Annotated in this window: 26 protein-coding genes and 2 pseudogenes; 25 read left to right on the plus strand and 3 right to left on the minus strand. The window is 38.1% G+C overall.

Annotated features, from left to right (window positions below):
• Positions 1–274 precede the first annotated feature (274 nt).
• Complete coding sequence (adhP, locus tag ABC374_RS00320; protein ID WP_413020205.1) at positions 275–1,288, plus strand: alcohol dehydrogenase AdhP; 1,014 nt, start codon at positions 275–277, stop codon at positions 1,286–1,288.
• A 42-nt stretch (positions 1,289–1,330) separates the two neighbouring features.
• Here adhP and ABC374_RS00325 read toward each other — a convergent pair whose 3' ends face one another.
• Genes ABC374_RS00325 through ABC374_RS00335 form a run of 3 tightly spaced genes read right to left on the minus strand, consistent with a single transcriptional unit; the run spans position 1,331 to position 5,540 of the window.
• Positions 1,331–2,761, minus strand: a complete 1,431-nt coding sequence (locus ABC374_RS00325; protein WP_413015142.1) for a sigma-54-dependent transcriptional regulator — start codon at positions 2,759–2,761, stop codon at positions 1,331–1,333.
• Positions 2,762–2,765: 4 nt separating this feature from the next.
• Positions 2,766–4,379 carry an ATP-binding protein gene (locus ABC374_RS00330; RefSeq protein WP_413015144.1) on the minus strand — a complete coding sequence of 538 codons (1,614 nt, stop codon included), beginning with the start codon at positions 4,377–4,379 and terminating at the stop codon, positions 2,766–2,768.
• A gap of 12 nt (positions 4,380–4,391) precedes the next feature.
• Positions 4,392–5,540 (minus strand): iron-containing alcohol dehydrogenase, encoded by a 1,149-nt coding sequence (locus ABC374_RS00335; RefSeq protein ID WP_413015146.1) that lies wholly within the window; start codon positions 5,538–5,540, stop codon positions 4,392–4,394.
• 271 nt (positions 5,541–5,811) lie between these two features.
• Between ABC374_RS00335 and ABC374_RS00340 the strand changes: the two genes are divergently transcribed.
• From ABC374_RS00340 to ABC374_RS00455, 24 genes and pseudogenes are all read left to right on the plus strand, one after another.
• On the plus strand, positions 5,812–7,215 hold the full coding sequence (locus ABC374_RS00340; protein ID WP_413015148.1) for a M28 family peptidase: 1,404 nt from the start codon (positions 5,812–5,814) through the stop codon (positions 7,213–7,215).
• A gap of 235 nt (positions 7,216–7,450) precedes the next feature.
• Positions 7,451–7,876, plus strand: coding sequence for a YwqH-like family protein (locus tag ABC374_RS00345; protein WP_413015150.1), 426 nt, complete (start codon positions 7,451–7,453; stop codon positions 7,874–7,876).
• Positions 7,876–8,163, plus strand: a complete 288-nt coding sequence (locus tag ABC374_RS00350; protein WP_034306007.1) for a YwqI/YxiC family protein — start codon at positions 7,876–7,878, stop codon at positions 8,161–8,163. The genes ABC374_RS00345 and ABC374_RS00350 overlap by 1 nt, the downstream gene beginning before the upstream one ends.
• A complete protein-coding gene (locus tag ABC374_RS00355) occupies positions 8,160–10,010 on the plus strand; it encodes a ribonuclease YeeF family protein (protein ID WP_413015152.1) in 1,851 nt (616 codons plus the stop codon). Before ABC374_RS00350 ends, ABC374_RS00355 begins: the two co-directional genes overlap by 4 nt.
• A gap of 25 nt (positions 10,011–10,035) precedes the next feature.
• The gene (locus ABC374_RS00360; RefSeq protein ID WP_289321966.1) at positions 10,036–10,512 is read left to right on the plus strand and encodes a hypothetical protein; all 477 of its coding nucleotides are present in this window, start codon (positions 10,036–10,038) and stop codon (positions 10,510–10,512) included.
• A 204-nt stretch (positions 10,513–10,716) separates the two neighbouring features.
• Positions 10,717–12,033 carry a pre-toxin TG domain-containing protein gene (locus ABC374_RS00365; RefSeq protein ID WP_413015155.1) on the plus strand — a complete coding sequence of 439 codons (1,317 nt, stop codon included), beginning with the start codon at positions 10,717–10,719 and terminating at the stop codon, positions 12,031–12,033.
• A 24-nt stretch (positions 12,034–12,057) separates the two neighbouring features.
• A complete protein-coding gene (locus ABC374_RS00370) occupies positions 12,058–12,528 on the plus strand; it encodes an SMI1/KNR4 family protein (RefSeq protein ID WP_350301052.1) in 471 nt (156 codons plus the stop codon).
• 409 nt (positions 12,529–12,937) lie between these two features.
• On the plus strand, positions 12,938–13,606 hold the full coding sequence (locus ABC374_RS00375; RefSeq protein WP_413020207.1) for a DNA/RNA non-specific endonuclease: 669 nt from the start codon (positions 12,938–12,940) through the stop codon (positions 13,604–13,606).
• Between the two features lie 5 nt (positions 13,607–13,611).
• Positions 13,612–14,100 (plus strand): antitoxin YezG family protein, encoded by a 489-nt coding sequence (locus ABC374_RS00380; RefSeq protein ID WP_413015157.1) that lies wholly within the window; start codon positions 13,612–13,614, stop codon positions 14,098–14,100.
• A gap of 163 nt (positions 14,101–14,263) precedes the next feature.
• A complete protein-coding gene (locus tag ABC374_RS00385; RefSeq protein WP_413020209.1) occupies positions 14,264–14,470 on the plus strand; it encodes a hypothetical protein in 207 nt (68 codons plus the stop codon).
• Positions 14,471–14,913: 443 nt separating this feature from the next.
• Complete coding sequence (locus tag ABC374_RS00390) at positions 14,914–15,270, plus strand: Imm3 family immunity protein (RefSeq protein ID WP_413015159.1); 357 nt, start codon at positions 14,914–14,916, stop codon at positions 15,268–15,270.
• A gap of 531 nt (positions 15,271–15,801) precedes the next feature.
• Positions 15,802–16,356: a hypothetical protein gene (locus ABC374_RS00395; protein WP_413015161.1), complete on the plus strand. Its 555-nt coding sequence runs from the start codon at positions 15,802–15,804 to the stop codon at positions 16,354–16,356.
• Positions 16,357–16,463: 107 nt separating this feature from the next.
• The gene (locus ABC374_RS00400) at positions 16,464–16,991 is read left to right on the plus strand and encodes a hypothetical protein (protein ID WP_413015163.1); all 528 of its coding nucleotides are present in this window, start codon (positions 16,464–16,466) and stop codon (positions 16,989–16,991) included.
• 11 nt (positions 16,992–17,002) lie between these two features.
• On the plus strand, positions 17,003–17,254 hold the full coding sequence (locus ABC374_RS00405; RefSeq protein WP_413015165.1) for a hypothetical protein: 252 nt from the start codon (positions 17,003–17,005) through the stop codon (positions 17,252–17,254).
• Positions 17,255–18,062: 808 nt separating this feature from the next.
• Complete coding sequence (locus ABC374_RS00410; protein ID WP_413015167.1) at positions 18,063–18,656, plus strand: DUF2247 family protein; 594 nt, start codon at positions 18,063–18,065, stop codon at positions 18,654–18,656.
• A 388-nt stretch (positions 18,657–19,044) separates the two neighbouring features.
• Positions 19,045–19,161: pseudogene (locus tag ABC374_RS00415) on the plus strand (Imm3 family immunity protein); the annotation flags it as partial.
• 375 nt (positions 19,162–19,536) lie between these two features.
• Positions 19,537–19,701, plus strand: coding sequence for an ADP-ribosylglycohydrolase (locus ABC374_RS00420; RefSeq protein WP_413015169.1), 165 nt, complete (start codon positions 19,537–19,539; stop codon positions 19,699–19,701).
• 414 nt (positions 19,702–20,115) lie between these two features.
• Positions 20,116–20,538, plus strand: a complete 423-nt coding sequence (locus ABC374_RS00425; protein WP_350301057.1) for a hypothetical protein — start codon at positions 20,116–20,118, stop codon at positions 20,536–20,538.
• 448 nt (positions 20,539–20,986) lie between these two features.
• Positions 20,987–21,173, plus strand: a pseudogene (locus ABC374_RS00430) (deaminase domain-containing protein); the annotation flags it as partial.
• A 28-nt stretch (positions 21,174–21,201) separates the two neighbouring features.
• A complete protein-coding gene (locus ABC374_RS00435; RefSeq protein ID WP_413015171.1) occupies positions 21,202–21,558 on the plus strand; it encodes an Imm3 family immunity protein in 357 nt (118 codons plus the stop codon).
• 176 nt (positions 21,559–21,734) lie between these two features.
• Complete coding sequence (locus ABC374_RS00440) at positions 21,735–22,169, plus strand: hypothetical protein (RefSeq protein WP_350301059.1); 435 nt, start codon at positions 21,735–21,737, stop codon at positions 22,167–22,169.
• Between the two features lie 149 nt (positions 22,170–22,318).
• A complete protein-coding gene (locus ABC374_RS00445; protein ID WP_413015173.1) occupies positions 22,319–22,558 on the plus strand; it encodes a hypothetical protein in 240 nt (79 codons plus the stop codon).
• Positions 22,559–22,868: 310 nt separating this feature from the next.
• On the plus strand, positions 22,869–23,024 hold the full coding sequence (locus tag ABC374_RS00450) for a deaminase domain-containing protein (protein WP_350302771.1): 156 nt from the start codon (positions 22,869–22,871) through the stop codon (positions 23,022–23,024).
• A gap of 27 nt (positions 23,025–23,051) precedes the next feature.
• The gene (locus ABC374_RS00455; protein WP_413015175.1) at positions 23,052–23,408 is read left to right on the plus strand and encodes an Imm3 family immunity protein; all 357 of its coding nucleotides are present in this window, start codon (positions 23,052–23,054) and stop codon (positions 23,406–23,408) included.
• The last annotated feature ends 235 nt before the right edge of the window (positions 23,409–23,643 follow it).

The raw sequence follows: 23,643 nt of genomic DNA on the forward strand, positions 1-23,643 counted from the left end.
TTTTGGACACCTCCTATTTATAGGGTGAGCCATTTTTTCTGCAATATACAAACCGGATTTCGTCCAACTTGAGCCGTTATTTCGTCCAAATGGGCCGATTTTTCGGCACTTTTTTTAAGTGAATGCTGTCTTCTTGGCCTGTTTGCAGTGGCATGGCACTTGCATCTTGTAAGTAGTAGCAAGAAATAATATCCACTGCATTAAGGGAGGAAAATGAATCATGAATGTAAAACAAGGGGCAAGCACTGTAAATGCAAAACAACAGGTCAAGACAATGAAAGCGGCGGTCGTCAATGAATTTAACCAAAAACTTGAGATTAAAGAAGTACCCATCCCGGAATTGGAATATGGTGAGATATTAGTGAAAATTAAAGCCTGTGGCGTGTGTCATACCGATCTACATGCGGTCCATGGTGATTGGCCGGTAAAACCCAAGCTTCCGCTAATCCCCGGACATGAGGGTGTGGGTATTATAGAAAAGGTGGCAGAAGGCGTAACTTCCTTGAAAGTGGGTGACCGTGTTGGGATCCCATGGCTTTATTCGGCATGTGGCGATTGTGAATATTGTCTGACTGGAAGGGAAACGCTTTGCTTGGATCAATTGAATGCAGGTTATTCCGTGGACGGCGGGTATGCGGAATATTGTAAAGCACCTGCCAAATATGTGGTGAAGGTTCCTGAAGGGCTTGACTTTGCGGAGGTATCACCGATTTTCTGTGCAGGTGTAACGACTTATAAGGCGCTTAAGGTATCAGAAGCAAAACCTGGTGATTGGGTAGCGATTTATGGAATTGGCGGATTGGGACATGTTGCCCTGCAATACGCAAAAGCGATGGGCTTTAATGTTATTGCTGTCGATATTCAAGATGATAAGCTTGATCTGGCAACGGAACTGGGGGCGGATTACACGGTTAATGGGCTTAAGACCGATCCTGTACAGGCCATAAAGGATAAGGTTGGCGGTGTGCAGGCATCCATTTCTGTGGCGGTTACGAAAAAAGCATTCGAACAGGCTTACAGTTCAGTCAAGAGGGGCGGTACACTTGTCGTAGTCGGATTGCCGAATGATGAACTTCCAATCCCGATTTTTGATACAGTGTTAAATGGGGTAACTGTAAAAGGGTCCATCGTTGGGACGAGAAAAGATCTACAGGAAGCTGTTCAATTTGCCGCTGATGGAAAAGTCAGAACGAATATTGAAACAAGAAGGCTTGATGAAATCAATGACGTGTTTTCCATGATGGAAAAGGGAGAAATCAACGGACGTATCGTATTGACGCTAGAATAGGAACAGAGGAGGAAGCCCTGGAACGGGGCATCCTCCTTTTTATTATGTCTGGCTCTTCTCATTTAATATATAGCGCAATTTCCTTATGGATATCTGCAAGCGTTTGGCAGCTTCATTCCGGTTGCCGTAGGTTTTTTGCAGTGCCTGCATGACGAGCTCCTTTCCAATTGTTGATTGAAGCTGTTTGATTTCCGTAAGGATTTCTTCAAGCATCAGTTCATCCTTCTCATTAAAGTCAGCCACCAGCCTTTTTCGCCACTCTTCAAGAAGGTTTTCAGTTGACTGAATCTCATTAGGTGACACAATTTTGTCAGGAGTGATCTGGCTGTTGGATAGTGAGATATCATTGGCGGTTATTACCGCCTTATTGTCTGCAAGAGTTAGCGTGCGCATGACCACATTAGAAAGTTCGCGTATGTTGCCTGGCCAGTTGTATTGCTGTAATTTTTCAATGGCTTCATTGGAAAAAGAAATATCCCCATGACCATTTCTCTCAACCAAGTGACCGACAAGCAACGGAATATCCTCTTTTCGGCTCCTTAATGGCGGGATATCCAGAGTCACGACGTTCAGTCGGTAAAATAGGTCTTCCCGAAATTTATTCTTGTCCACTGCCTGCTGCAGATTTTCATTGGAGGCCGCCACTAACCGGGCGTTCGTCCGTAATGTCCCGCTGCTGCCAACCCGCATGAATTCCCGTGTTTCCAAAACCCTAAGCAATTTGACTTGAATGGCGGGACTCGCATCCGCAATTTCATCAAGGAAAAGCGTCCCGTTCCCTGCAATTTCGAAAAAACCCTTTCGCAGCTGGGTCGCTCCTGTGAAAGCTCCCTTTTCATGACCGAATAATTCGCTTTCCAGCAGGGATTCAGAGATCGCTCCACAATTGATGCCGATAAAAGGTTCATGGTTCCGGGGACTGGCAATGTGGATGAAGCGGGAAAGCACTTCTTTACCACTTCCGGTTTCTCCTTCAATTAATACATTGACGGATTTTTGGGCCACCTTGAAAGCCATTTCAATCAAATTTTTCATTAAAGGACTTTCACTGACAATGAGTCCTGAATCCTCGGCTAGCTTATGGATGAAATGCTGATTTAAAGCTTCATTTTCATTCAATAGGTTGTCAATCTGCCTTTCCAGTACTTCAATATCCACGAAGGGTTTTTCCATGTAATCACTCGCGCCGAGCTTCATTGCATCAACAGCGGTCTTGACGGTGCTGTATCCGGTCATGATCAGTACCTTGCACCGCGGCTGCAGTTGTTTTAGGTGCTGAAGGAGGGAAAGCCCATCACAATCCGGAAGCTTCAAATCTATCATTGCGACATCAAAACGCTGCTGATTCCAATCGATCTCATGAAACTCCTTGCCGCTATTCACAACTTGTACGAGGTAACCTTTCATCGTAAAAAGGCGGGATAGAAAAGTCCCAACCTCTTTCTCATCGTCTACCACAAGTAAATGAACCACCTTATCATCCCCTTTCCTCTCCTTGTAAGGGAAGCCTCAGGAAAAAAGTGCTTCCTTGTCCTGGTGTGCTCAAAACGTCGATCTTTCCGCCATGGTCTTTGGCGATGCCGAGGCTTACAGACAGCCCCAAACCTGTACCTTTTTCACGATCTTTAGTCGTATGAAAGGGATGGAATATGAAGGGCAGGCGTTCTTTTTCAATCCCCGTTCCGTTATCAGTCACCTGAACCACCATGAACTTGTTTTCTGTATAGGTAGTGATCGCAATCGATTTTTCCGTTTTGGCGGACTCATCCAATGCGTCCTTGGCATTCAATAGCAAGTTGATGATGATCTGTTCTATCTGCGGCTGGCTGCCCTTTATGAAAGGAAGGTCTTCCTGAAGGGTAAGATGGAGGGAGATTTGCTTCTTCCCAAGTTGGAACTTCAATAGGTTCAGAACCTGGTGAATGGCTTCGTTAATAGAGTAATAGTGGAATCTATACTCATCCTGCCTTGAAAAGGTAAGCAGGCTTTTCACTATTTGCCTGCATCGGTCCCCACAAATCTTAATATCGTCCAATAGCATATAATCCAGATTGTCCTTTGGGGTTTTCCGTAATAAAATTTGTGAGTTACCAAGAATGGCCGTTAATGGGCTATTCAATTCATGGGCAATCCCTGCTGCCATTTCACCAATCGCCCCAAGTTTCCCGGCATGCAATAGCTGGACTTCCATCTGTCTTCTTTCGGTGACATTTTTATAATAAGCAATGACCCCATATACTTGATGCTCCTTATTCTGAATCGGGTAGGCATGCATTTCCAAGATGGTATCATGCTGAAGGAGAATTTCCTGAAACCCTGGCTTATTACACGTAAAGGTATCTTGAATCAGAGATTGGGATTTTTCAATTAAAGCAAGCAGGTCGGAAAAGTCCCTGGCTGAATCATTGGATTGATAGACCGTTCCTTTGTGATCAAAGACGATGATCATATCCTCAACTGCCTTGAATGTATCCTCCCACTCCTGTTTGGAATGAAGAACTTCCTTATAAAGCTGGGCATTCTCCAAAGTTAACGCAAGCTGGTTGGATAGTTGCTCAAGAAATTCAAGTTCATCTTCATGCCATGTTTTCTTTTTCTTCCTGCCGAAAGTCCAGATTCCGATTTTTTTACTTTTTCCGTATAAAGGGACTAATAGAAGTGATTCGATTTCAAGTGATAATAGACGTTCCTTTTCTGGGAATTCCGGTAGCCGTTTAACTTCCACCTGAATCGGCTGTTTGTCCTTCAAGGCCGATGAGAAATCCTGAAAAGGGTGTAACAAGTTTTTGGGATCCATTTCAAGTTCGCAGTGACCATTAGGGCAGATGTGAAGCAGGGCAGGTTCTTCCTCATACAATATGACAAAATGACTGTCATCGAAGGTAATGAGCTGCTTAAGTTTTGCAATAACATTTCGGAGAGTCTCTTGGATGTCGATGTCCATATTCATATTTTTAGTGATGTCATTCATGATTTCAAGCTGCATATTCTTCTTCTTCAGCTGATCCACGGTTTTCTTAAGTTCCGTGTAATACGTTTTCTTTGAAGATTTAACGCCTGTCATTAAATCTATCATTTCAAGTTTGTTCATGCTTTTCACCTCTTATAGGGCTGTAAGAAGCAGCTGATTTATCTGTTCTAATGACATATCACGAGGATTTGTGATCATGCAGGCATCCTCAAGAGCGGTCATCCCAATGGGATCTATCATTTCTTTCGTAATGCCGACATCACTTAAAGTTTTGGGAGCCCCTATATCCTGTGATAATTCCCTTACGAAGCTAATGGCTGCCATTCCTGCTTGCTGCTCGGTCAATGCTCGTGTATCGATGCCCATGATGTCGGCAATCTCGCGGAATCGCCTTGGTGAGGCAATTCGATTGAAATCCATGACATGGGGAAGGAGTATCGCATTGATTTCACCATGCGGAAGGAGGTACTTGCCGCCTAGGGCATGTGAAATGGCATGGGCAGCTCCCAAAATGGCATTGGAAAAGGCCAGTCCAGCCTGCAGGCTCGCCATCGCCATCGCTTTTTTTGCTTCCTCATTATGCCTGGATGCAACAGAGGGGCGTAAGTGACGGGAAACGATGGAAAGCGCGTTTTTAGCTTGTACATCTGTCAAAGGTGTCGCAGCGATTGAAACATAGGATTCAATGGCGTGGGTTAAAACATCCATTCCCGTAGCTGCTGTCAAATCCGGTCCCAAGGTGGTTAAGGTACCAGGGTCGACTATTGCAATATCGGGGACGAGTGATTTTGAAATGATCGTCATTTTTTTCTCGCGGAATGAATCGACGATCACCGAAAACTGGGATACTTCCGAACCCGATCCTGCAGTGGTCATGATCATCACCATGGGCGGGAGGGGAGAGTGGACTTTATCAACCCCTTCATAATCACTGATGATGCCGCCATTCGTTACTAAAAGGGCAACCCCTTTGGCGACATCCAAAGCACTGCCTCCACCCAACCCGATGATGGCATCACATTCTTGTTCTTTAAATGCCAAACAGCCGGCCTCGATCTCCCTGTCCTTCGGATTGGTCGTCATTTCAATGAAGGTAGCAAAAGCAAGGCCTGCATCTTGGCAGAATTTAATGACTTTATCTAACCAGCCAGCATTGGCCACCCCGGAGTCGCTTACTATCAGCGCCTTTTTGGCACCCAGCCGCAAGCAGGCCTCGCCAGCTTGTTCAATCGAACCTTTTCCAAAAATCACTTCCGGCATCACGAATTTAGTTATCGACATCTTTGCGCCTTCTCCCTGTAGAAATTCTATCTCTTCTGTATTATTTTCCCGAAAAAGAGCGAAAATCCTGTTTGGATTACAGGTATTTTTATATAATATGACAAAATATCGAATGATAGGGAACTTTCGGCATGAGTCAAACATCCTGTTAATTTCTTTTATTTGTAAATTTGTTACTTTAGACATGCATGAATAGGGATAAACCTACCTAGTTAGTATTTTCTATGTATTGTAAAATTATGGAGGAATCTATTAAACTGGGAGGCAATCTATGAAAAAACAATTTCTGTCGGTAACCTTAATCGCAGCATTGACACTCGGGACAGCCGGGGCAACCACCGCATTAGCAGCGCCACATTCATCGCCGGTGCTATCAGCGCCATCCACGGACAAGCAAGTCATTAAAAGAATCGATGCCGATAAAATCTACAAGAATATTGAATACCTCTCACAAACACCTCGGGTGGCCGGTACGGATTCTGAGTATAAAGCCGTCCAATTCATCAAAAAGCAATTTCAATCTTATGGCTATAAAGCCGATATTGAAGAGTTCAATTTTTTATCTTATACAGACCCAAATCTGGTCGAACTGTCCGTTGCCGGATTTGATGGGGAAATCCAAGCGAACCATTTAACCTATTCAGTTAATGGGGACCTATCCGGTGAAGTGGTATATGCCGGTTTAGGAACGAAAGAAGAGCTTGAGGAAACCGACGTTGCAGGGAAGATTGCCCTTATACAAAGAGGAAGCCTCACTTTTGCAGAGAAAGTATTGAATGCAGCGGAAAAAGGGGCAGCGGGAGTCATCCTATTCAATAATGCAGATGGGGAATTAAACGGGACACTCGGAGAGGATAATGACAAGTATATTCCATCCGTCACTATCACCAAAAAGGATGGAGAAGCCCTTCTGGAAAAATTGAATGCTGAAGTCAAATTGACAGCATCATTAAAAATTGAAGGAGCCTATTCCGGAGAAAAAACCTCTTATAATGTAGTGGCAACGAAAAAAGCAACAAAGAACAATAAAGCAACAAAGAACGATATCATTTATATTACTGGCCATCATGATTCCGTCGCAGGAGCACCCGGAGCGAATGATGATGCATCAGGAACATCCGTCACCCTTGAACTTGCCCGTGTTCTGAAGAATCTTCCTACAGATACGGAAATTCGCTTCGTCACCTTTGGGGCAGAGGAAAATGGATTGCTGGGTTCACAGCATTATGTGAGCAATCTCCCTGATGATGATATCAAGCGGACCATTGCCAACTTCAATCTCGATATGGTGGGAAGCAAGGATGCCGGAGATTTGGTCATTTTGACTAATGATGGAGAAATGAACCTTGTAACCGAGCTTGCCCAGGCATCAAGTACAAGACTGAATGGTGAGCCGACTCCATATGGACAAGGCGGGAGAAGTGACCATGTATCATTTTCTGAGGCTGGGATTCCCGCTGCTTTATTCATCCACAGTCCATCAGAGCCTTGGTATCATACTCCTGATGATACCATTGATAAAATCTCAAAAGAAAAGCTTCAGGATGTTGCTGAAATTGTCGGCACCGCTGTCTATGACCAAGCTAAAATCGAAGCTAAAAAACCTGATCTCAATCATAAAAAAGGGAAAAAGGTGAAAGTTCCGCATTTATTTGACGAAAAGGAATTCAAATAATGCAGTAAATATTCAGAGGGTGCAGCATGCACCCTCTCTTTATGTTTAAAAATGGAAAATTAGGGGTAAAAAGTCTAATCTGGAATTGGTGCGTGTGGGATGAATTCCCTAAACACCTAGCATAAATAGCTTATTTATCCCTATTTAACTCTAAGACTATAATCCTTATAATAAAAATTATGAAAAATATGACAGTCTACATAATGAGAATAGTATGTTTGAGGTGATTTTTTAAGTGTATGCAAATTCATTGAGTGAAATTCACTCAGCCCTTTCCAGTAAAATGTCCGATGTGAATGAAAAAATCAACCGTTTGGAGCAGGCAAAAAGACAAATCAAAGAAGAACAGAATGCTTGTCTTGGTGAAATCGCTAAAATTAAAAATCCGTACTTGGCAAAAAGCTGGACTGGAAAACGTGCAGAAGACTTTCAAGATGCCCGCAGTGATGCATACAAGGCAATGTCAACGATCATTCATGATGATTATGACGACTATCAAGAGAAAATCGACGGTAAAATCATGATGCTTAATATAGAGAAAAAGGCTCTGAGTGCAGCAGGTACGATAGCACATGAAGCGGATGTTCTTTTAGGCAAAGGAGAAGCCTTCATAGATCAATTGGAAAGCAAAATATCATATTTAAAAGGGTGGTTGTTTTAATGACGACAATCAAACTGAATCATCCTGCCGTAACGAAGCAAGTCGATCAGGTGAAGACGGCACTTGGTACAGTCACGCTTGGAAATTTGCCGGCAGGCGAGCTTGGCAATAATAAATTGGAATTCACCTCGAAATGGATCGACCGCGAAACGAACCTGGAGAAGGTCTTCGAGCAATATATCAAAATCGTCCAGAAAAATGTGGAAGATACCCGTGCCAACATTGACTTATTAAAAGAACAGGATGAAGCCATCGCCCATACGTCTTCACATGGGTATCAGCGATGAAGATATATGAAGCCGAGACATTGACGGCCGCAACCAAGTCGCGCGCCAAGCAATATGAAGAACTAAAGAAGGAAGTCACAGCCCTGAAAAAGGAATTTCAGGGCATCGTCGGCCTGGATAACGAGTTTCAGGGAGCCGGTGCTGCCGCCATCAAAAGCTTCTATGAAGCGCAAATCGAGGTGGCGGACGCCTGGATGGAACTATTCACTACCCAGATCAGTTTTTTGGAAGGCATTCCAGCCAGTCTGGAAGAGGCGGACCTATCCGGAAATACGGTGGTCGAGGTTCCCTTTTTAGATGGTGAAGTCTCAAACGGAATCAACCAAGCGAAGTCGCTTGTCGATGAACAAGCGAACGATCTCCAAAGGATCCTGAACTGCATTGACGATATCCTGCCTCTTGATATGTTCGACCAAAAGGACTTTAATGAAAAAATCACGCTGGCAGGGCATAGACTGGATGACACCGTGACAAAGGTCGAGAATGTCGACCGGCAATTGGTCGAGGAATATGATGTGTCCATCGGGCAGGAAAACGTGGCCGTCGGCCTCTTCCGCGCCTTGCTTGATGCCACCAAACAGGACGGCAACGTTTCGCCGATGACATTCAACCAATCGGCATTCAAAAATAGTGACGTCTATCAAGTGAAGGATGAAGTCGCCAATCAGATGAAAGACTATCAGACCTTCAAAAAGCAGCAAGCAGAAGCCCGGAAAATCGAACAGGAAATGGAAGAACTCGAAAACCGCCCATGGTACGAAAAAGCCTGGGATACGACAAAAACCTTTACAGGGGAATTCACGGGATATTATGATTCAATCAGGGCCTCAACCGGAGTCGATCCAGTAACGGGCCGCAAGCTGTCCGATGCTGAAAGAATCGCCGCAGGCGCCATGGCAGCCGCTGGATTCATCCCCGTCGTCGGCTGGGCCGGCCGGGCCATCAAAGGCGGCAGCGCCCTATACAAAACTGCCAAAGGACTCAACGCAGCGAACCATGCGCTCGATGCCTATAAAACGACAAAAGGCTTTAGCCTCCTCCAGAAAACCGAATACGGAATATACGGACTCCTCGCAGCCAACGGCCTCGGTGAAGCGGCCACAGGCAAAGACATGTTCGGCAACCAGCTAACCGAGGAACAGCGCCAGAACGGCCTGTTGATGGCACTTGGAATCGGCGGTGTGGCTGGTGCGGCGAAAGTCGCCGATAAAGTAGCGAGTGGTACAAAGTTCGTCCCTTACAGCAAGGAATTTGCGCAAAAGCAGGTTCAGAAGGTTCAAGCCACAATAACAGACATAGCGAGATCAGGAAAAACCACGTTAAAAAATATAGGTGAAGAACTAGGTAAAAAGGAAATTCCTAAAAGTATAAGTGTGGAACAAGTATCCCTCGCAGGAGGTCCAAACCTTCCCCACGTTGTAATGGAAAAGCAGACAATTAAGGAAGCCTATCAGAAATTCACGGTGAAGGATAGCAAAGTAGAGGGTGTTTCAGGGGAGAGTTTTTCTAAGGGGATAGACAAAGGCAAAAATATTAAGGACTATAAAAAGACATTCTTTGATGAATACCCAGACCTTAAAGGTAGTGTAGTAGTTCATCATGCTATAGAGCAACAAATTCTAAAAAGGCACCCGAATTTATTTTCACTTGAGGAAATACATGCTCTAGAAAACCTGAGAGGTATACCAAAAGAAGTAAACAGTGATATACATTTATCAAAAATAAGAATAGATTGGAATAGATTTTATAGAAATAACCCTAATCCCACAAAAGAGGAAGTAATAGGCTATATGATTGAGTTAGATCAAAAATATGGTGAAAATTTTAATCCGCCAGTGAAAAGGTGAGAATGTGATAGGAAGGATGTTACTAATGAAATTATATTTTTTAGAACCAGAAGTATCAGGGGGTCATGGTGAACATACCATTTATGGAACAGAAGAAGATATTGCAACTGAAGGTATTTCAGGAAAGGTAAAATATTTACATTATGAGTTTGAAGGATGGCTAGGAGATGACCTGTTAGAGTCAACACCAGCCTTTATTGTGTCAAGTAAACTTGAAACAGAATTAAAGAATAGTGAATTTAAAGATTACAAATTAGAAAAGTGTTTAATTACTACATCTGATGAATTTAAAGAAATGTATCCAAATAAGGAATTACCTAAATTCAGCAGATTTATTCCGCTTGGTAAAGTTGAAGTAGAAGGAGAGAACTTCAAAAATTGGTCAGGACATCACTTCTGTTTATCACCAAAAGGTGAGTTAGTTGTAACTCAAGAGGTTATGGACTTTTTTAAAAGAGTTTTAATAGATAATTGTTATATTACAACCCTAACACAGGAATAAATAATAAAACCTTAGAGATATCAAAAATCTCTAAGGTTTTATTATTTGAAGGGAGAGCCGAATTCTTTTTTATAGTATTGAGATTAACCTATTGTTAGACCTACACAGCATTTTAAAGCCGTACTTAAAGTTAAATCGTATGTACAATATACCTTTTTTACTATGCCGTAAGGCTACTCTACCTTAATTAATTTCTGAATGTCGATGTCTAATACTTTTTTTCCTAAGATTAATAGAAAAAATATAAAGCTAAGCCTAGAAAATCGCCCATGGTATGAAAAAGCCTGGGATACGACAAAAACCTTTACAGGGGAATTCACGGGATATTATGATTCTATCAGGGCCTCAACCGGAGTCGATCCAGTAACGGGCCGCAAGCTGTCCGATGCCGAACGAATCGCCGCAGGCGCCATGGCAGCCGCTGGGTTCATCCCCGTCGTCGGCCGGGCCATCAAAGGCGGCAGCGCCCTATACAAAACGGCCAAAGGACTCAATGCAGCGGACCACGCTCTCGATGCCTATAAAACGACAAAAGGCTTTAGCCTCCTCCAGAAAACCGAATACGGTATATACGGACTCCTCGCAGCCAACGGCCTCGGCGAAGCAGCCACCGGCAAGGACATGTTCGGCAACCAGCTAACCGAGGAACAGCGCCAAAACGGCCTGTTGATGGCACTTGGAATCGGCGGTGTGGCTGGTGCGGCGAAAGTCGCCGATAAAGTAGCGAGTGGTACAAAGTTCGTCCCTTACAGCAAGGAATTTGCGCAAAAGCAGGTTCAGAAGGTTCAAGCCTTCGGCAGGGAAATCGGTAAAGTGAAAGTGCCTCTCCGTATAAGGGTCGAAGAATTAGCGACGGCCTATGGAAATAACTACAAGCATGTTACTTTTGATAATACGACGGTTAAGGATATTGTACAGAAGTTTGCGGTGAAGAGTGATGGTGGTAAGGGTGTAAACTATCAGAAGTTCATGGTGAAGGATAGCAATGTAGAGGGTGTTTCAGGGAAGAATATTACTAATGGTATAGATAATGTTAACTTAAAGAACATTGATGAGTTCATTGCAGGTACTAAAACTTTTGAAGATGTTATTAATGATTTTGCAAAACTATACAGTGAAAAAATTCTAACAAATAAAACTTGGTCATGGAATAAGTCATTCCATGGTGGAGAATATTTGACTGCTCGCCAACGAAAATTGATAAAGGAAAAAGCGATTGAAAATGGCGTGATTCCTAATGTAAATGTTATTAAAGTTGAGGGAATGAGGTATGGTTTTGCAGATTTCAAGACTGCTGGAGTTGTTGTTGAGATTAAGGAGTTACCAGAAAGGCTTTGGTTATCATCGGACGATGAACAATTTGATTGGCTGGATAATGCAATAGGTGGAAGACCAGAAGGGATGACATGGCATCATACTGAAATACCGGGTAAGATGGAGTTAGTTCCTTTTGGAATACACAATATTACTATTCACAATGGTGGTAGATCTACTGGAATGTGGGCAGACGCTCCGAGATAGTATAGTAAAGAAAGGGGTAAAACTATGAAAATAATACAGGACACTATAGTAAAACCATTACCTTCAGAAGAATTAATCAAAAAACATGAAAAGTTTTGGCGACTAACATTACCAGAGTCTTTCTTAAACTTTATTAAAACGTATAATGGAGCAGAGGTTAAGGAAGCTACATTTGAGAGTAACAATCGTAGTTATGCGTTAGAAAGGTTTTTGTGTATGCTGGATGACATTGAGAATAATCCGAAAGGAATCTATGATATAGATGTTGTATTTTCGCAAATAGGAGAAAGGTTATCTGATAACGAAGATTTATTAGGTGCAGATGTATTGCCGATAGCTAGTATATTTGCAGGTGACTTTGTTTGTTTAGATTTTAGAACCAATAAAAATAACCCATCTGTAAGTGTATGGTCACATGAAGAGTCGGGTGAGTTTGAACCTGTTTTTTACAATGTTGCAGATAGCTTTAATGAATTCTTAGAGTTACTAGAATAGAAACAATGAATTTTGATTGGGCAAAAAACGGATAATTACTTTGTAAATTGAGAATCCATGAGTTGGACCATCGAAGCTATAACGATATTTATTTAAGAAAATAAGAACGATAACTAGGCGAGATGACATTTTAAACGATTGAAGTATTGTCACAGGGAACAATCAAAAAATTAACGAGATGAAACAATCTCGTAGATTTAAACATAAGATTAAGCACTTGTTTGTCTTTTTGGCAACAAGTGCTTTTACATTTTACGCTGAAATTTTTCCCCCTACCAGTAAGAAATATATACAAAAGCAGGTACAGAAGGTTCAAGCTACAATAACAGACATAGCGAGATCAGGAAAAAACACGTTAAAAAATATAGGTGAAGAACTAGGCAAAAAAGAAATTCCTAAACGGATAAGTATGGAACAAATCTACCTCGCAGGAGGACCAACCCTTCGCCAAGTTGTGATGGAAAAGCAGACAATTAAGGAAGCCTATCAGAAATTTACGGTTAAGGATAGCAAAGTAGAGGGTGTTTCAGGGGAGAGTTTTTCTAAGGGTACGGGTAATACTCCTAAGATAACGGAAATACAAGAGGGGGACCTTGGGAAGCACATTATTAAAGGGGAAAATGGGAGAAAAGAACTTGCACCAAACGTGCGTTATATTACTGAGGATGGTTATAAATATACAACAGATGAGCTTGGTAGAATAGTAGATGTTGAGGCAGGAGAATTAATACTTCAAAAAGGAAAACGAAACAAAGGAATGCAAGTGGCAGCAGGACGTGAAGATAGGTTACCTGATGATGATGGTGGGCACTTGATAGGAACTCAATTCCATGGTTCTGGAGATATTGATAATTTGATTGCTCAAAATAGACAAATTAATCGCTCTGGTGGAGAGTGGTATAATATGGAGAAAGAATGGGCTAATGCTTTGAGTGAAATTCCACCGAAAAAAGTATATGTAAAGATTGAACCAGTTTATCAAGGAACTTCACTAAGACCAAACTATTTTGAGATAGTTTATGAAATAGAAGGAAAAGGGATATTTGAGAAGATGATTAGAAATCACGCAGGGGGTTAATTAAAGTGGAAAAAGAAATGAACAAGTTGTATAGAGAAATAGCTGAAACGGTTAATGAAATGATTCCAGAAGAATGGGAGAAATTTTATTTTTATGCTCAGATATCGGAAACTGGAGGGGGAACTTACTTTTTTTATAATACACCTGAAAATAGACAATGCTTTAATTATAGTGTGAAAATCCCATTTAACTATGCTATTGATAAAGAAGAATTTAAAAAAAATAAAAGAAAGCTGTTTGAGTTGAGCGATGAACTAAGAAATGTTTTTAAAGATAATGAGCAAGAACTTTGGTATTCCTTTACAATGACTCTTGAGAGTAGTGGGAAATTTAAGATGCATTATGATTATACAAATTGGTTCGATACAGAATATAGTTTTAGTGATCAAATGATTATTTGGAAAAATAAATACTTAGGCGAAGTACCAAATGATGAAAATTATAAAGCGTTAATCGATAAATATCATAGTGAATTTCCGAATAATCCTATTTAACTAAATGAAAGACAGAAAAAATAATAGGGTGTTTGAAAATATATACTCCATGATGGTTGTACCAACATGGAGTACTGTGTGCAATGATAGAATAGAAAACGAAGTACGAGCTTAGGTGAGATGACATTTTATTGGGCGGCGAATATAAACACATAGAATGAACATCAAAGTAAGGAACTCGTACAAGCTCGTAGGTTTTAACGTAGTATTTGTCACGACATATAAAAGGTGTCATACTGTTACTACAAAACTTACAAATTTATGCTATTTAAAAATACATGAACTTAAAGCACTTGATTGTCGACTAAAGGCAATGAGTGCTTTTTTGCGTTTAAGGATAGAAATGAGTAGGCACATTGTAGTTTTATAAGTGCCTAAGTGTTGAATCTTTATTATTGTTTTAATAGATTGTACTGGCTATATGATAGTAGAGAAAAAATTGTAAAAGGGATTAAAATAACAACAAACCTCGGATTATTAGTAAAAAGATGAGATAGAGAAATTATTTTTCATTCAAATTTAGTACAATCATTGCGAGACGGAAAAAATATTGCGCTTGAACGCACGAGACTAGCAAGCTTAAAAGTAGAAAAATCTAGAAATGAAAAAATGTATCAGCTTGGTGGAAATAAATTATGGGGAGAGGGTATTAGATGAGAAAAGATTTAGAGTGGGAATATGCTGATGCGAAGTATCAGAAACTAAAATTAAAGAAATTGGATTACAATTAGGCTTCCAGTTACCTCAAGATTATATTGATTGTGTAAAGGAGAAAGACTAAAACCAAATTAATAAGTAATGGAGAGATTTTTAATGGAAGACTGGACATACAACGAGTTGTTTGAAACAATTCAAGAGGTATATAAAGAGTTTTTATCTCAAAATAGAGGACATAGACATGCAATAGCAAGAATAGTAGACGATTTCAATAACTTAGGTAAAATAGAGGATATTATTGTAGATGTTGCTATAGGAGAGATTTTAATCACTTATGATAAAGTTTTCGTTGGTTACGTTGAAGGTATAACAAAGAGCTTAAGTATGTTTAACCCAAAAGAAGCAGAAGACGAACTAACTTTAGAAGAAATAAAAGACTTATCGAGACGAATAAATAAAGTAATAGAAGGACTAAAAAATGCAGAGGTTGATTATAATCCTTCAGCAGAATAGTGATATTTATAAAGGATTGGTTACATCAACTGATTATATAAGAATAGAAAGCTCATGATGGTTGTACCATCATAGAGTATTATGTGCAATGATAGAATAGAAAACGAGGTACGAGCTTAGGCGAGATGTCATTTTACTGGGCGATGAATATAAACACATGGAATGTATATTAAACTAACGAACTCGTACAAACTCGTAAGTTTTAACGTAACACTTGTCGCGACATGTAAAAGGTGTCATACTAGTACTACAAAACTTACATTATGCTACTTAAAAACAAATGAACTTAAAGCACTTGATTGTCTACTAAAGGCAACGAGTGCTTTTTTGTGTTTTAACGTGAAAATTTAAAAGAGCACTATAATTTTATAAGGGCACTAAGTGTTAAATTCTTATTGTCGTGTTTATAGACTGTAATGACTGTGAACAGTGTATTACGAGAGTAGAGGAAAAAAGAAACTATCTTTAAAAAATTTTTAGGGTAAAGTGAAATGGAATATTAATCAAATGATTGATCTACCATGAGACCAAGTGCGATCTGTACGGCTTAAACGCAACGGCCTCGGTGAAGCGGCCACAGGCAAAGACATGTTCGGCAACCAGTTAACCGAGGAACAGCGCCAGAACGGCCTGTTGATGGCACTTGGAATCGGCGGTGTGGCAGGTGCGGCTAAAGTCGCAGATAAAGTAGCAAGTGGTACAAAGTTCGTCCCTTACAGCAAGGAATTTGCGCAAAAGCAGGTTCAGAAGGTTCAAGCCACAATAACAGACATAGCGAGATCAGGAAAAACCACGTTAAAAAATATAGGTGAAGAACTGGGTAAAAAAGAAATTCCTAAACGTATAAGTGTGGAACAAGTTTCCCTCGCAGGAGGACCAAACCTTCTCCAAGTTGTAATGGAAAAGCAGACAATTAAGGAAGCCTATCAGAAATTTGCGGTGAAGGATAGCAAAGTAGAGGGTGTTTCAGGGGAGAGTTTTTCTAAGGGTACGGATGATCTTAAGTTTAAGAATGTTGGGGAGTATTTTAATAGTATCAATAATATTGGAAAACGAGATGATTTAACGAGTGAACAGAAGCTTTAAAGATTCACGAAGCATATGCCGCATTAGAAGTAAAAGGTGATGTTACTGTTGTTAATGGCACAAAATTCCTTCGTCCAGAAGGGTTTGGTCGAAATGGTAGAATAATTGTGGATTGGCCAGATAAAATGGGGTTTGTACAAGAATCCATCCAGCCAATTGATAGAAATAGTCCGTTACCAGAAAGATGGGATAGAGTAGGTGGAAAAGGTGGAGAGAATTTCACCACTTTACCTCATAATGGTATTCCATACACATATGATCAACGTGCAATACCGTATATAGAAAACCCTGCTGCAAGGCACGTTGGGCATTTTAATAATGAATCTTATTTTGAATCTATTGATGCAGTCAAAAGTGGAAATCTTGAAGAGTTAAATCGAATTGTAGTGGCCAATGGAAGAAGAGCAATTTCTGACTCGGAATTTGCTGATTTTAAGGCTTATTATGACGATTTCCAAGATAGAGTACAAAAATTTATTGGAAATACAGATACTACTTACGGAGTGAAAGGTACTGCTGCTTCCTGGACTAGTAGCTCTACAGGTGAGAAGTTAATGAATGGTGGAGCAGAACAAATTGTAACGCCATTAAATGGTGAGATGCTAGAGATTATAGGAGTTATACCTAAATACTAGGAGGGCTAGACGTGACAAAACAAGAGTTCTTAAATAGATATGAAGCTGAAAAATTAAATATTGGTGAATATATTATGATACTAGATACTATAACGGATGAGTCGCTAGTAATAGGATGTGCACATGATCAAGGAGTGTGGAAAGTTTATAAAACAAGAGAGAGAGGAGGTCACTATATAATTAAAGAAATTGCTAGTGAAAATGAAGCATTTGATTTTCTTTATGAGTTAATATTAAGTAGACATAACAGAATTAATAATTAAAATTTGCATTAGATGGGAAAGTGTAAAAACACCACTTATTATTCAATTTATATTTTGCATACAGGAATGACCGAACTTGTAGCAAAACATGTACAGGTAATTGAAAAACAAAGCATATTTGAAGTGTACAAAAAAAGAAAAGGCCATTTTGAAGAATCGACTCTATGATGGTTGTACCATCATAAGCTAGTGTTTGCACCCCCATATCTCGACAAGATAAAATAAGACACACGAGCTTAGGCGAGATGGCATTTTATTGTATGGCGGGTACAAAGACATGGAATGTATAGTAAACTAACGAATGCACACAAGCTCGTACGTTTTAAAGGTATTACTTGTCAGGAGACAAAAAAGCTGTCATACTTTTTTTACAATGCAATGAAACTTACAAACTTAAAACGAACATTGAAAATTATAAAATTTACAAACTTAAAGCACTTGATTGTCACTTATGGCAACGAGTGCTTTTTTGCGTTTTGTTTTAGAAACAAGTAGGTACACGTATAATTTTATAAGTGTACTAAGTGTTACATTTATACACTGTAATTGGCTTTATACAGTTTACGACACTACTAGAGAAAAAACGATAAAAAAAATTAAGGGTTGTATTATTTTTTGAAGTCATCGTACAGTACGTTTTAACGGATTTACGTTACGAACACGTTATCCGCAAAAAACGGGTAAACGTTACAGGGACTGTAATTGCTGTAACGGAATGAGAGAATAACAACTGTTAAGGACCAAAATGGAATATTTGAGTGGATTGTTGAGCCGACCAAAGGAGTTACACATAGAAGATTTATTCCTAATGGGCAAATTACAGGTTCTCCAAATCAAAGATCATAAAGTTAAGGTGGTTCAAATGGATATTTCTGTAGATATTTTCAAGCAAAACAAAATAAAGTACGATTGGAGAACACTATATGTGGGATTAGAACTTAATCTAATAGAATATAGTGACATAGTTAATTATGCAGTTGAATTTTTAGCTAACCATCCAGAAATTAGCAATCAAAACATTATTCAGCTAGCTTGGGGTGTGGATGATTTTGATTACGAGAATTTACTAGTAGATATATTAAAAGAGTCACATATCAATGATTTGAACCTGGACGCCGATGTTTGGCAATTTGAAAAAAGAAAATGGAGATTTGGTATACTGGCTTATTTAAAAATGAAACATCAAGATGATTACGAGGGATTATTAAACAAGGTTGCTGAAGTGTATGCTGATTTTAATTATCCCGAAGACATGGATAGCTTTATTAATTATCTGGAACCAAAAGACGGCTTTAATCCTTCACAATACTCGAAAGAAGAGAATGTAGTTAGATTAATAAACTTATTTAATGACTTTCTGAACAAAGAACACCAATATTTACAAAATGATAATACCTTTTAGGCTTTTGACCTTGATTAGCAAAATGCTAGTCAAGGTTTTTTTTATGTTTTAATCATTTAGGTTAAAAGCCTCATATTTGATTCAAAAGTTCATAATGGTAAATAGACTTACGAGATTGGTTGTAGTGACATTTAAATAAATCAACCACACTAACTAGTCGATTTATATTTAGAATGACAAAGCTCGTAATATACTAAAGGTAATAATATATAGGCGAATAGGCAAGTTAACACAAAATTAAATATGCGGATTTTTTGAATGGAACAAAACGAAAATAATTTGTTTGAAAATTGAGACATCATAAAGGTTGTACCATCATGAAGTTTTGGTGAAATACTTTGATTGGGTTAGAGGACCTTAACTTAATTTTTATTGGAGGAGAAAACTAATGAAAGATTGGGAGTATAATGAATTATTTGATGCAATTCAGGAGACATATGAAGAGTTGTTAGATGAAGATAGGGGATATAGGTATGCTATAGCAAAACTAGCTGATGAATTTGATACGAATAAAAAAAGTAATAGAAGGACTAAGAAATGCAGAGGTTGATTATAATTCCTCAGCAGAATAGCATGTGAAAGAAAAATATTTAATGATGCAGTGTTAACCTTGAGTGTCTAAAGCCATTCAAAGTTTTTTAATAAAATGGACAGTTTTAAATCTTTGTATGATACCTACGATGGTTAGCAGATAATTTGGAAATACGAACTGATTTTGCTCTTGTATTTAAATGGAAAGATATTATAGTGGTTGTAGTAGGTGTTAGCATACATAAAAACAAAGTGTGAATTTAATCAATCAGTAGGGCATTTGTTAAGCAAGGGTACTGAGAAATGGTACTTAAACAAAAAATAGGTGTAAAGAATGGTAGGCAGAAGAATGGTAGACAGATGGGAAGACGATAACAAGATTTTTTTGAGTTTAGCCATTAAGAAAAGATTATTACCGAGTCTGTATGGCGGTAATATTGGCGACATGCTTGGTGTCCCAGTTCCCAAAAAGGGGAAACTGCAGAAAGTTTTGGGTCAACAGGAGGTAGAATAAAATAAGAACTTCCGTACTTTTGTTCTACTTAGGAGGAATAGTATGAATATAGATGATGCTAAGAAAATAATTCAAAATGAAGAATTAGAAAATTATTGTTTTTTTGTAAGGAGACTTCCAATGAAGGTGAAGTAGTTATTGAAAAAGATGGTCATGAGTGGAGGGTATACGCAAACGACGAGAGAGCAACAAAAACAGGGGAGAAAATATACAAAGCAGAAATTGAAGCCTTACATGATTTTATCGAGAGGATAAGAGGAGACAAAGCAATGAGAATGTACTTTAAAAGTTTATTGTAAATATGAAAAGATATTAAAAGAGGCTCCAAGTGTTATTAAACAATTTCAAATTAACTAAAGCTGAACATAGTGAAGCGATGAAATGCTGATTTATTTTTGAAATGAGGATTCGCTAATGAATAACTTGAATAATGGAATATTGATAATAGAGGGATTTGAAGTAAAACAAGCTACAAATTTAGATTTTTTTGAGAAGTCATTTGCAACAAATCCTAATTTTGAGGTTAGGAAAAGGCAGTCTGATGAAGCAACTGTTGGTTCTTTAAGGCCTATACAGTTGGGAAGTAAAAAATTTTCTGTTAGAATATCTTTCGAAAATAACATAATACAGGGAATACGTTTAAAAGTTAGTGATCCATCCATTAACCAATGGGACTATGAAGAAAAACTATCTCAGCATGGTGAATGGCTTACAGAGCAAATTGGGTATCCAGAAGGTATATTGTCTGAAAATGTATTTGAATGGGGTAAGATTACCCAATGGTATGATCCAAGGTCATGTGATGCAGGAATCAGCATAATTTATTTCCAAAGATAAACTGAAGAAAAGTGTATAACTGAAGCGTGTAAGAATATAACTCGAATTATTTCTCAAAGTTGAGCATAAAAAAAATGTATAATAAGGATAGGGGAAAATCCGGTCATACTAAGCGAGGAGATCTTAACAAATTACTGTTAAGGTCTTTTTGTTTTTAGTCTCGAGAAAAGAAATCTTGCAATTGATAATTATTATACTGGAAACAAAGCAAAGTCTAGAGAGTTGATAATACGTACTATAATGCAATTTTATAAATGATTTTTGTATTGATAACCCAAGAGGTTCTGTAAACAAAATAAATTCTATTAATCAATTTAAAAAAAGTAGGGAACAAGCAATCCTCATAGTACTGAAAATGCTATTGCTAATTGGTATTCTCAATATAAAGCTTTTCAATCAAAGCCTGAATTGGTTGCTTTATGCAATGAAATAGGAATGGCTATGGTGTTATAAAATACTAAATGACATTGCTTCTAGGCTTGGAGAGAATACAAAAGCTAATGGGGAAATTAAGTTATTTACAGAATTAGATACTTGTGACAGTTGAGGTAAAGTCATAGCAGAGTTTGCTGGCTAAATTTAAAAATATTGAATTAGAAGTCATACACAACAATGGTAATAGAATTATTTCTTAAACTTAATTTTTATTGGAGGAGAAAACTAATGAAAGATTGGGAGTATAATGAATTATTTGATGCAATTCAGGAGACATATGAAGAGTTGTTAGATGAAGATAGGGGATATAGGTATGCTATAGCAAAACTAGCTGATGAATTTGATAACTTAGGCAAGATAGAAGATGTTATTGTTGATACAGCTATTGGAGAAATTGCAATCGGCCATGAAAAAGTTTTTGTTGGGCGCATTGAAGGTATAACAAAGAGGTTAAGCATGTTTAACCCACAAGAAGCAGAAGATGAGTTAACATTAGAGGAAATAAAAGACTTATCGAGACGAATAAATAAAGTAATAGAAGGATTAAGAAATGCAGAGGTTGATTATAATCTTTCAGCAGAATAGCGATATTTATAAAGGATTGATTACATTAGCGGGTTATATAAAAGTAAAAAGCTCATAGTGGTTGAACCATCATGGAGTATTGTGTGCAATGATAGAAAAACCATAAAACTCTGAAATCTCCTTTGAAGAATATAGTAAAATAATGAATTCAATTAAATGAAAATGAGGTTTTTAATTTGGATGGATTAACAGGTGATATTTTAGTGAAAGGAAAAATACTTAATGGAAATACAAATAAACAGGCTTTTTGTATAAATTTTCAAAATGAACTACTATCAAGCGATATACTGAATGCTATGTTTGTTTTTAAAGACGCAATTATGTTAGATGGAATTTATTTTTGGGTTGTAGTTAACTTTCAAAATGATAAAGTTTCTCGTATTGAACTCGACAATGCTGATGAAAGTTTGAAAAATATTTACAATAATTGGTCTGATTATAAAGCTAAAAAAAAGAAAGCGATACATGATAAATGGGTAGAAGAGATATTAGGAAAACCAGATATTAAAAAAGGAGACTCATTAATTTATAATAGAACTTGGGGAGAAGTCACTTCATTTGAAGATAAGAAAAGTGGACAAGTAGAGATCTGGATCAGTTATAAAAAATGACACAGAAAACTGAATCTAGCTATAATAAAATAAAACCTTGAGTGGCCAAAGCCATTCAAGGTTTTTTAATGAATTGAAATGATACTCCAATTAACGTGAAAGCCCTGGAGGATATCAGGGATATTACTTAAATAAAGGAGGTTGGTAAAATGACACGAAATGAATATGAAAATAAGATAAAAGAGTTAGGTATAGATTTGCAAGAACTTAATATTGTTATTGGAAGAAAAACTAATGTACCATTTTCAACAGGTTGTTACTTTGAAGATGGAGATTGGATATTGTGTGATGTGGATGAAAGACAAAATATTTCAATTATCGAAAAGAGTAATGAGGATCGAATTTTCAAATATTTATATATGATAACGTTGGGGAAAATAGGGAAGTAGAATTATAGGTGATAACAATATTAATTTTAATCCCTAGTCTAGTCTAATCATCCAAAAGCTCCAATTGCATGGGTAAAGGATTCAAAGAGAACATGAGCTTTGAATCCTTTTTATAATTTTAATTAGATTATGACTGGGTTATAAGACAGATGCATATCATTTAAGCGAAATAAGGCGGTATCGTTCCTGATATTTATTTACAATCTGATACCTTTATTTTTAAGGCATCAGAAGCTACAGGTCAAGATGGTAAACATATATAAGAGATTCTGATACTGAATATAAAATTCTAAATGATATTGCTTTTAGGATAGGTGATAATACTCAGGTTTCTGGGGATATAAAATTATTTACTGAATTAGATACTTGTACTAGTTGTAATAGAGTTATTGCGGAAGTTTCAGCTAAATACCCTAATATAAGTTTAGAAGTTATACACAACAATGGGGAAAGAATTAAACCATAAAAATCAATTTTTATAGGAGGGATTTGAGTGGAAGATTGGGAGTACAATGAAATATTCGAGGTAATTAATGAGGACTATAATGACTTTTTATCCCTAAATAGAGGATATGAATATGCAATTGCAAGGACGAAAAATGAGTATGTAAACCTTGGGAAAACAGAAGATTTTATCGTTGATACTGCTGTAGGTGAAATATTGCTATCACAAAACAAGGTTTATATTGGATATATTGAAGGTATTACTAAAAGGTTAAGCATGTTTAATCCACAAGAAGCAGAAGATGACTTAACATTAGAGGAAATAAAAGACTTATCGAAACGAATAAAAAAAGTAATAGAAGGACTAAGAAATGCAGAGGTTGATTATAATTCCTCAGCAGAATAGCATATGAAAGAAAAATATTTAATAATGCAGTGTTAACCTTGAGTGGCTAAAGACATTCAAGGTTTTTTATAATGGACAGTTTTAAATCTTTGTATGATACCTACGATGGTTAGCGGGTAATTTGGAAATGCGAACTGATTTTGCTCTTGTATTTAAATGGAAAGATATTATAGTGGTTGTAGTATAGGTGTTAGCATACATAAAAACAAAGTATGAATTTAATCAATCAGTAGGG

Origin of the sequence: Peribacillus phoenicis (assembly GCF_047238085.1) — a bacterium.
GTDB lineage: Bacteria > Bacillota > Bacilli > Bacillales > DSM-1321 > Peribacillus.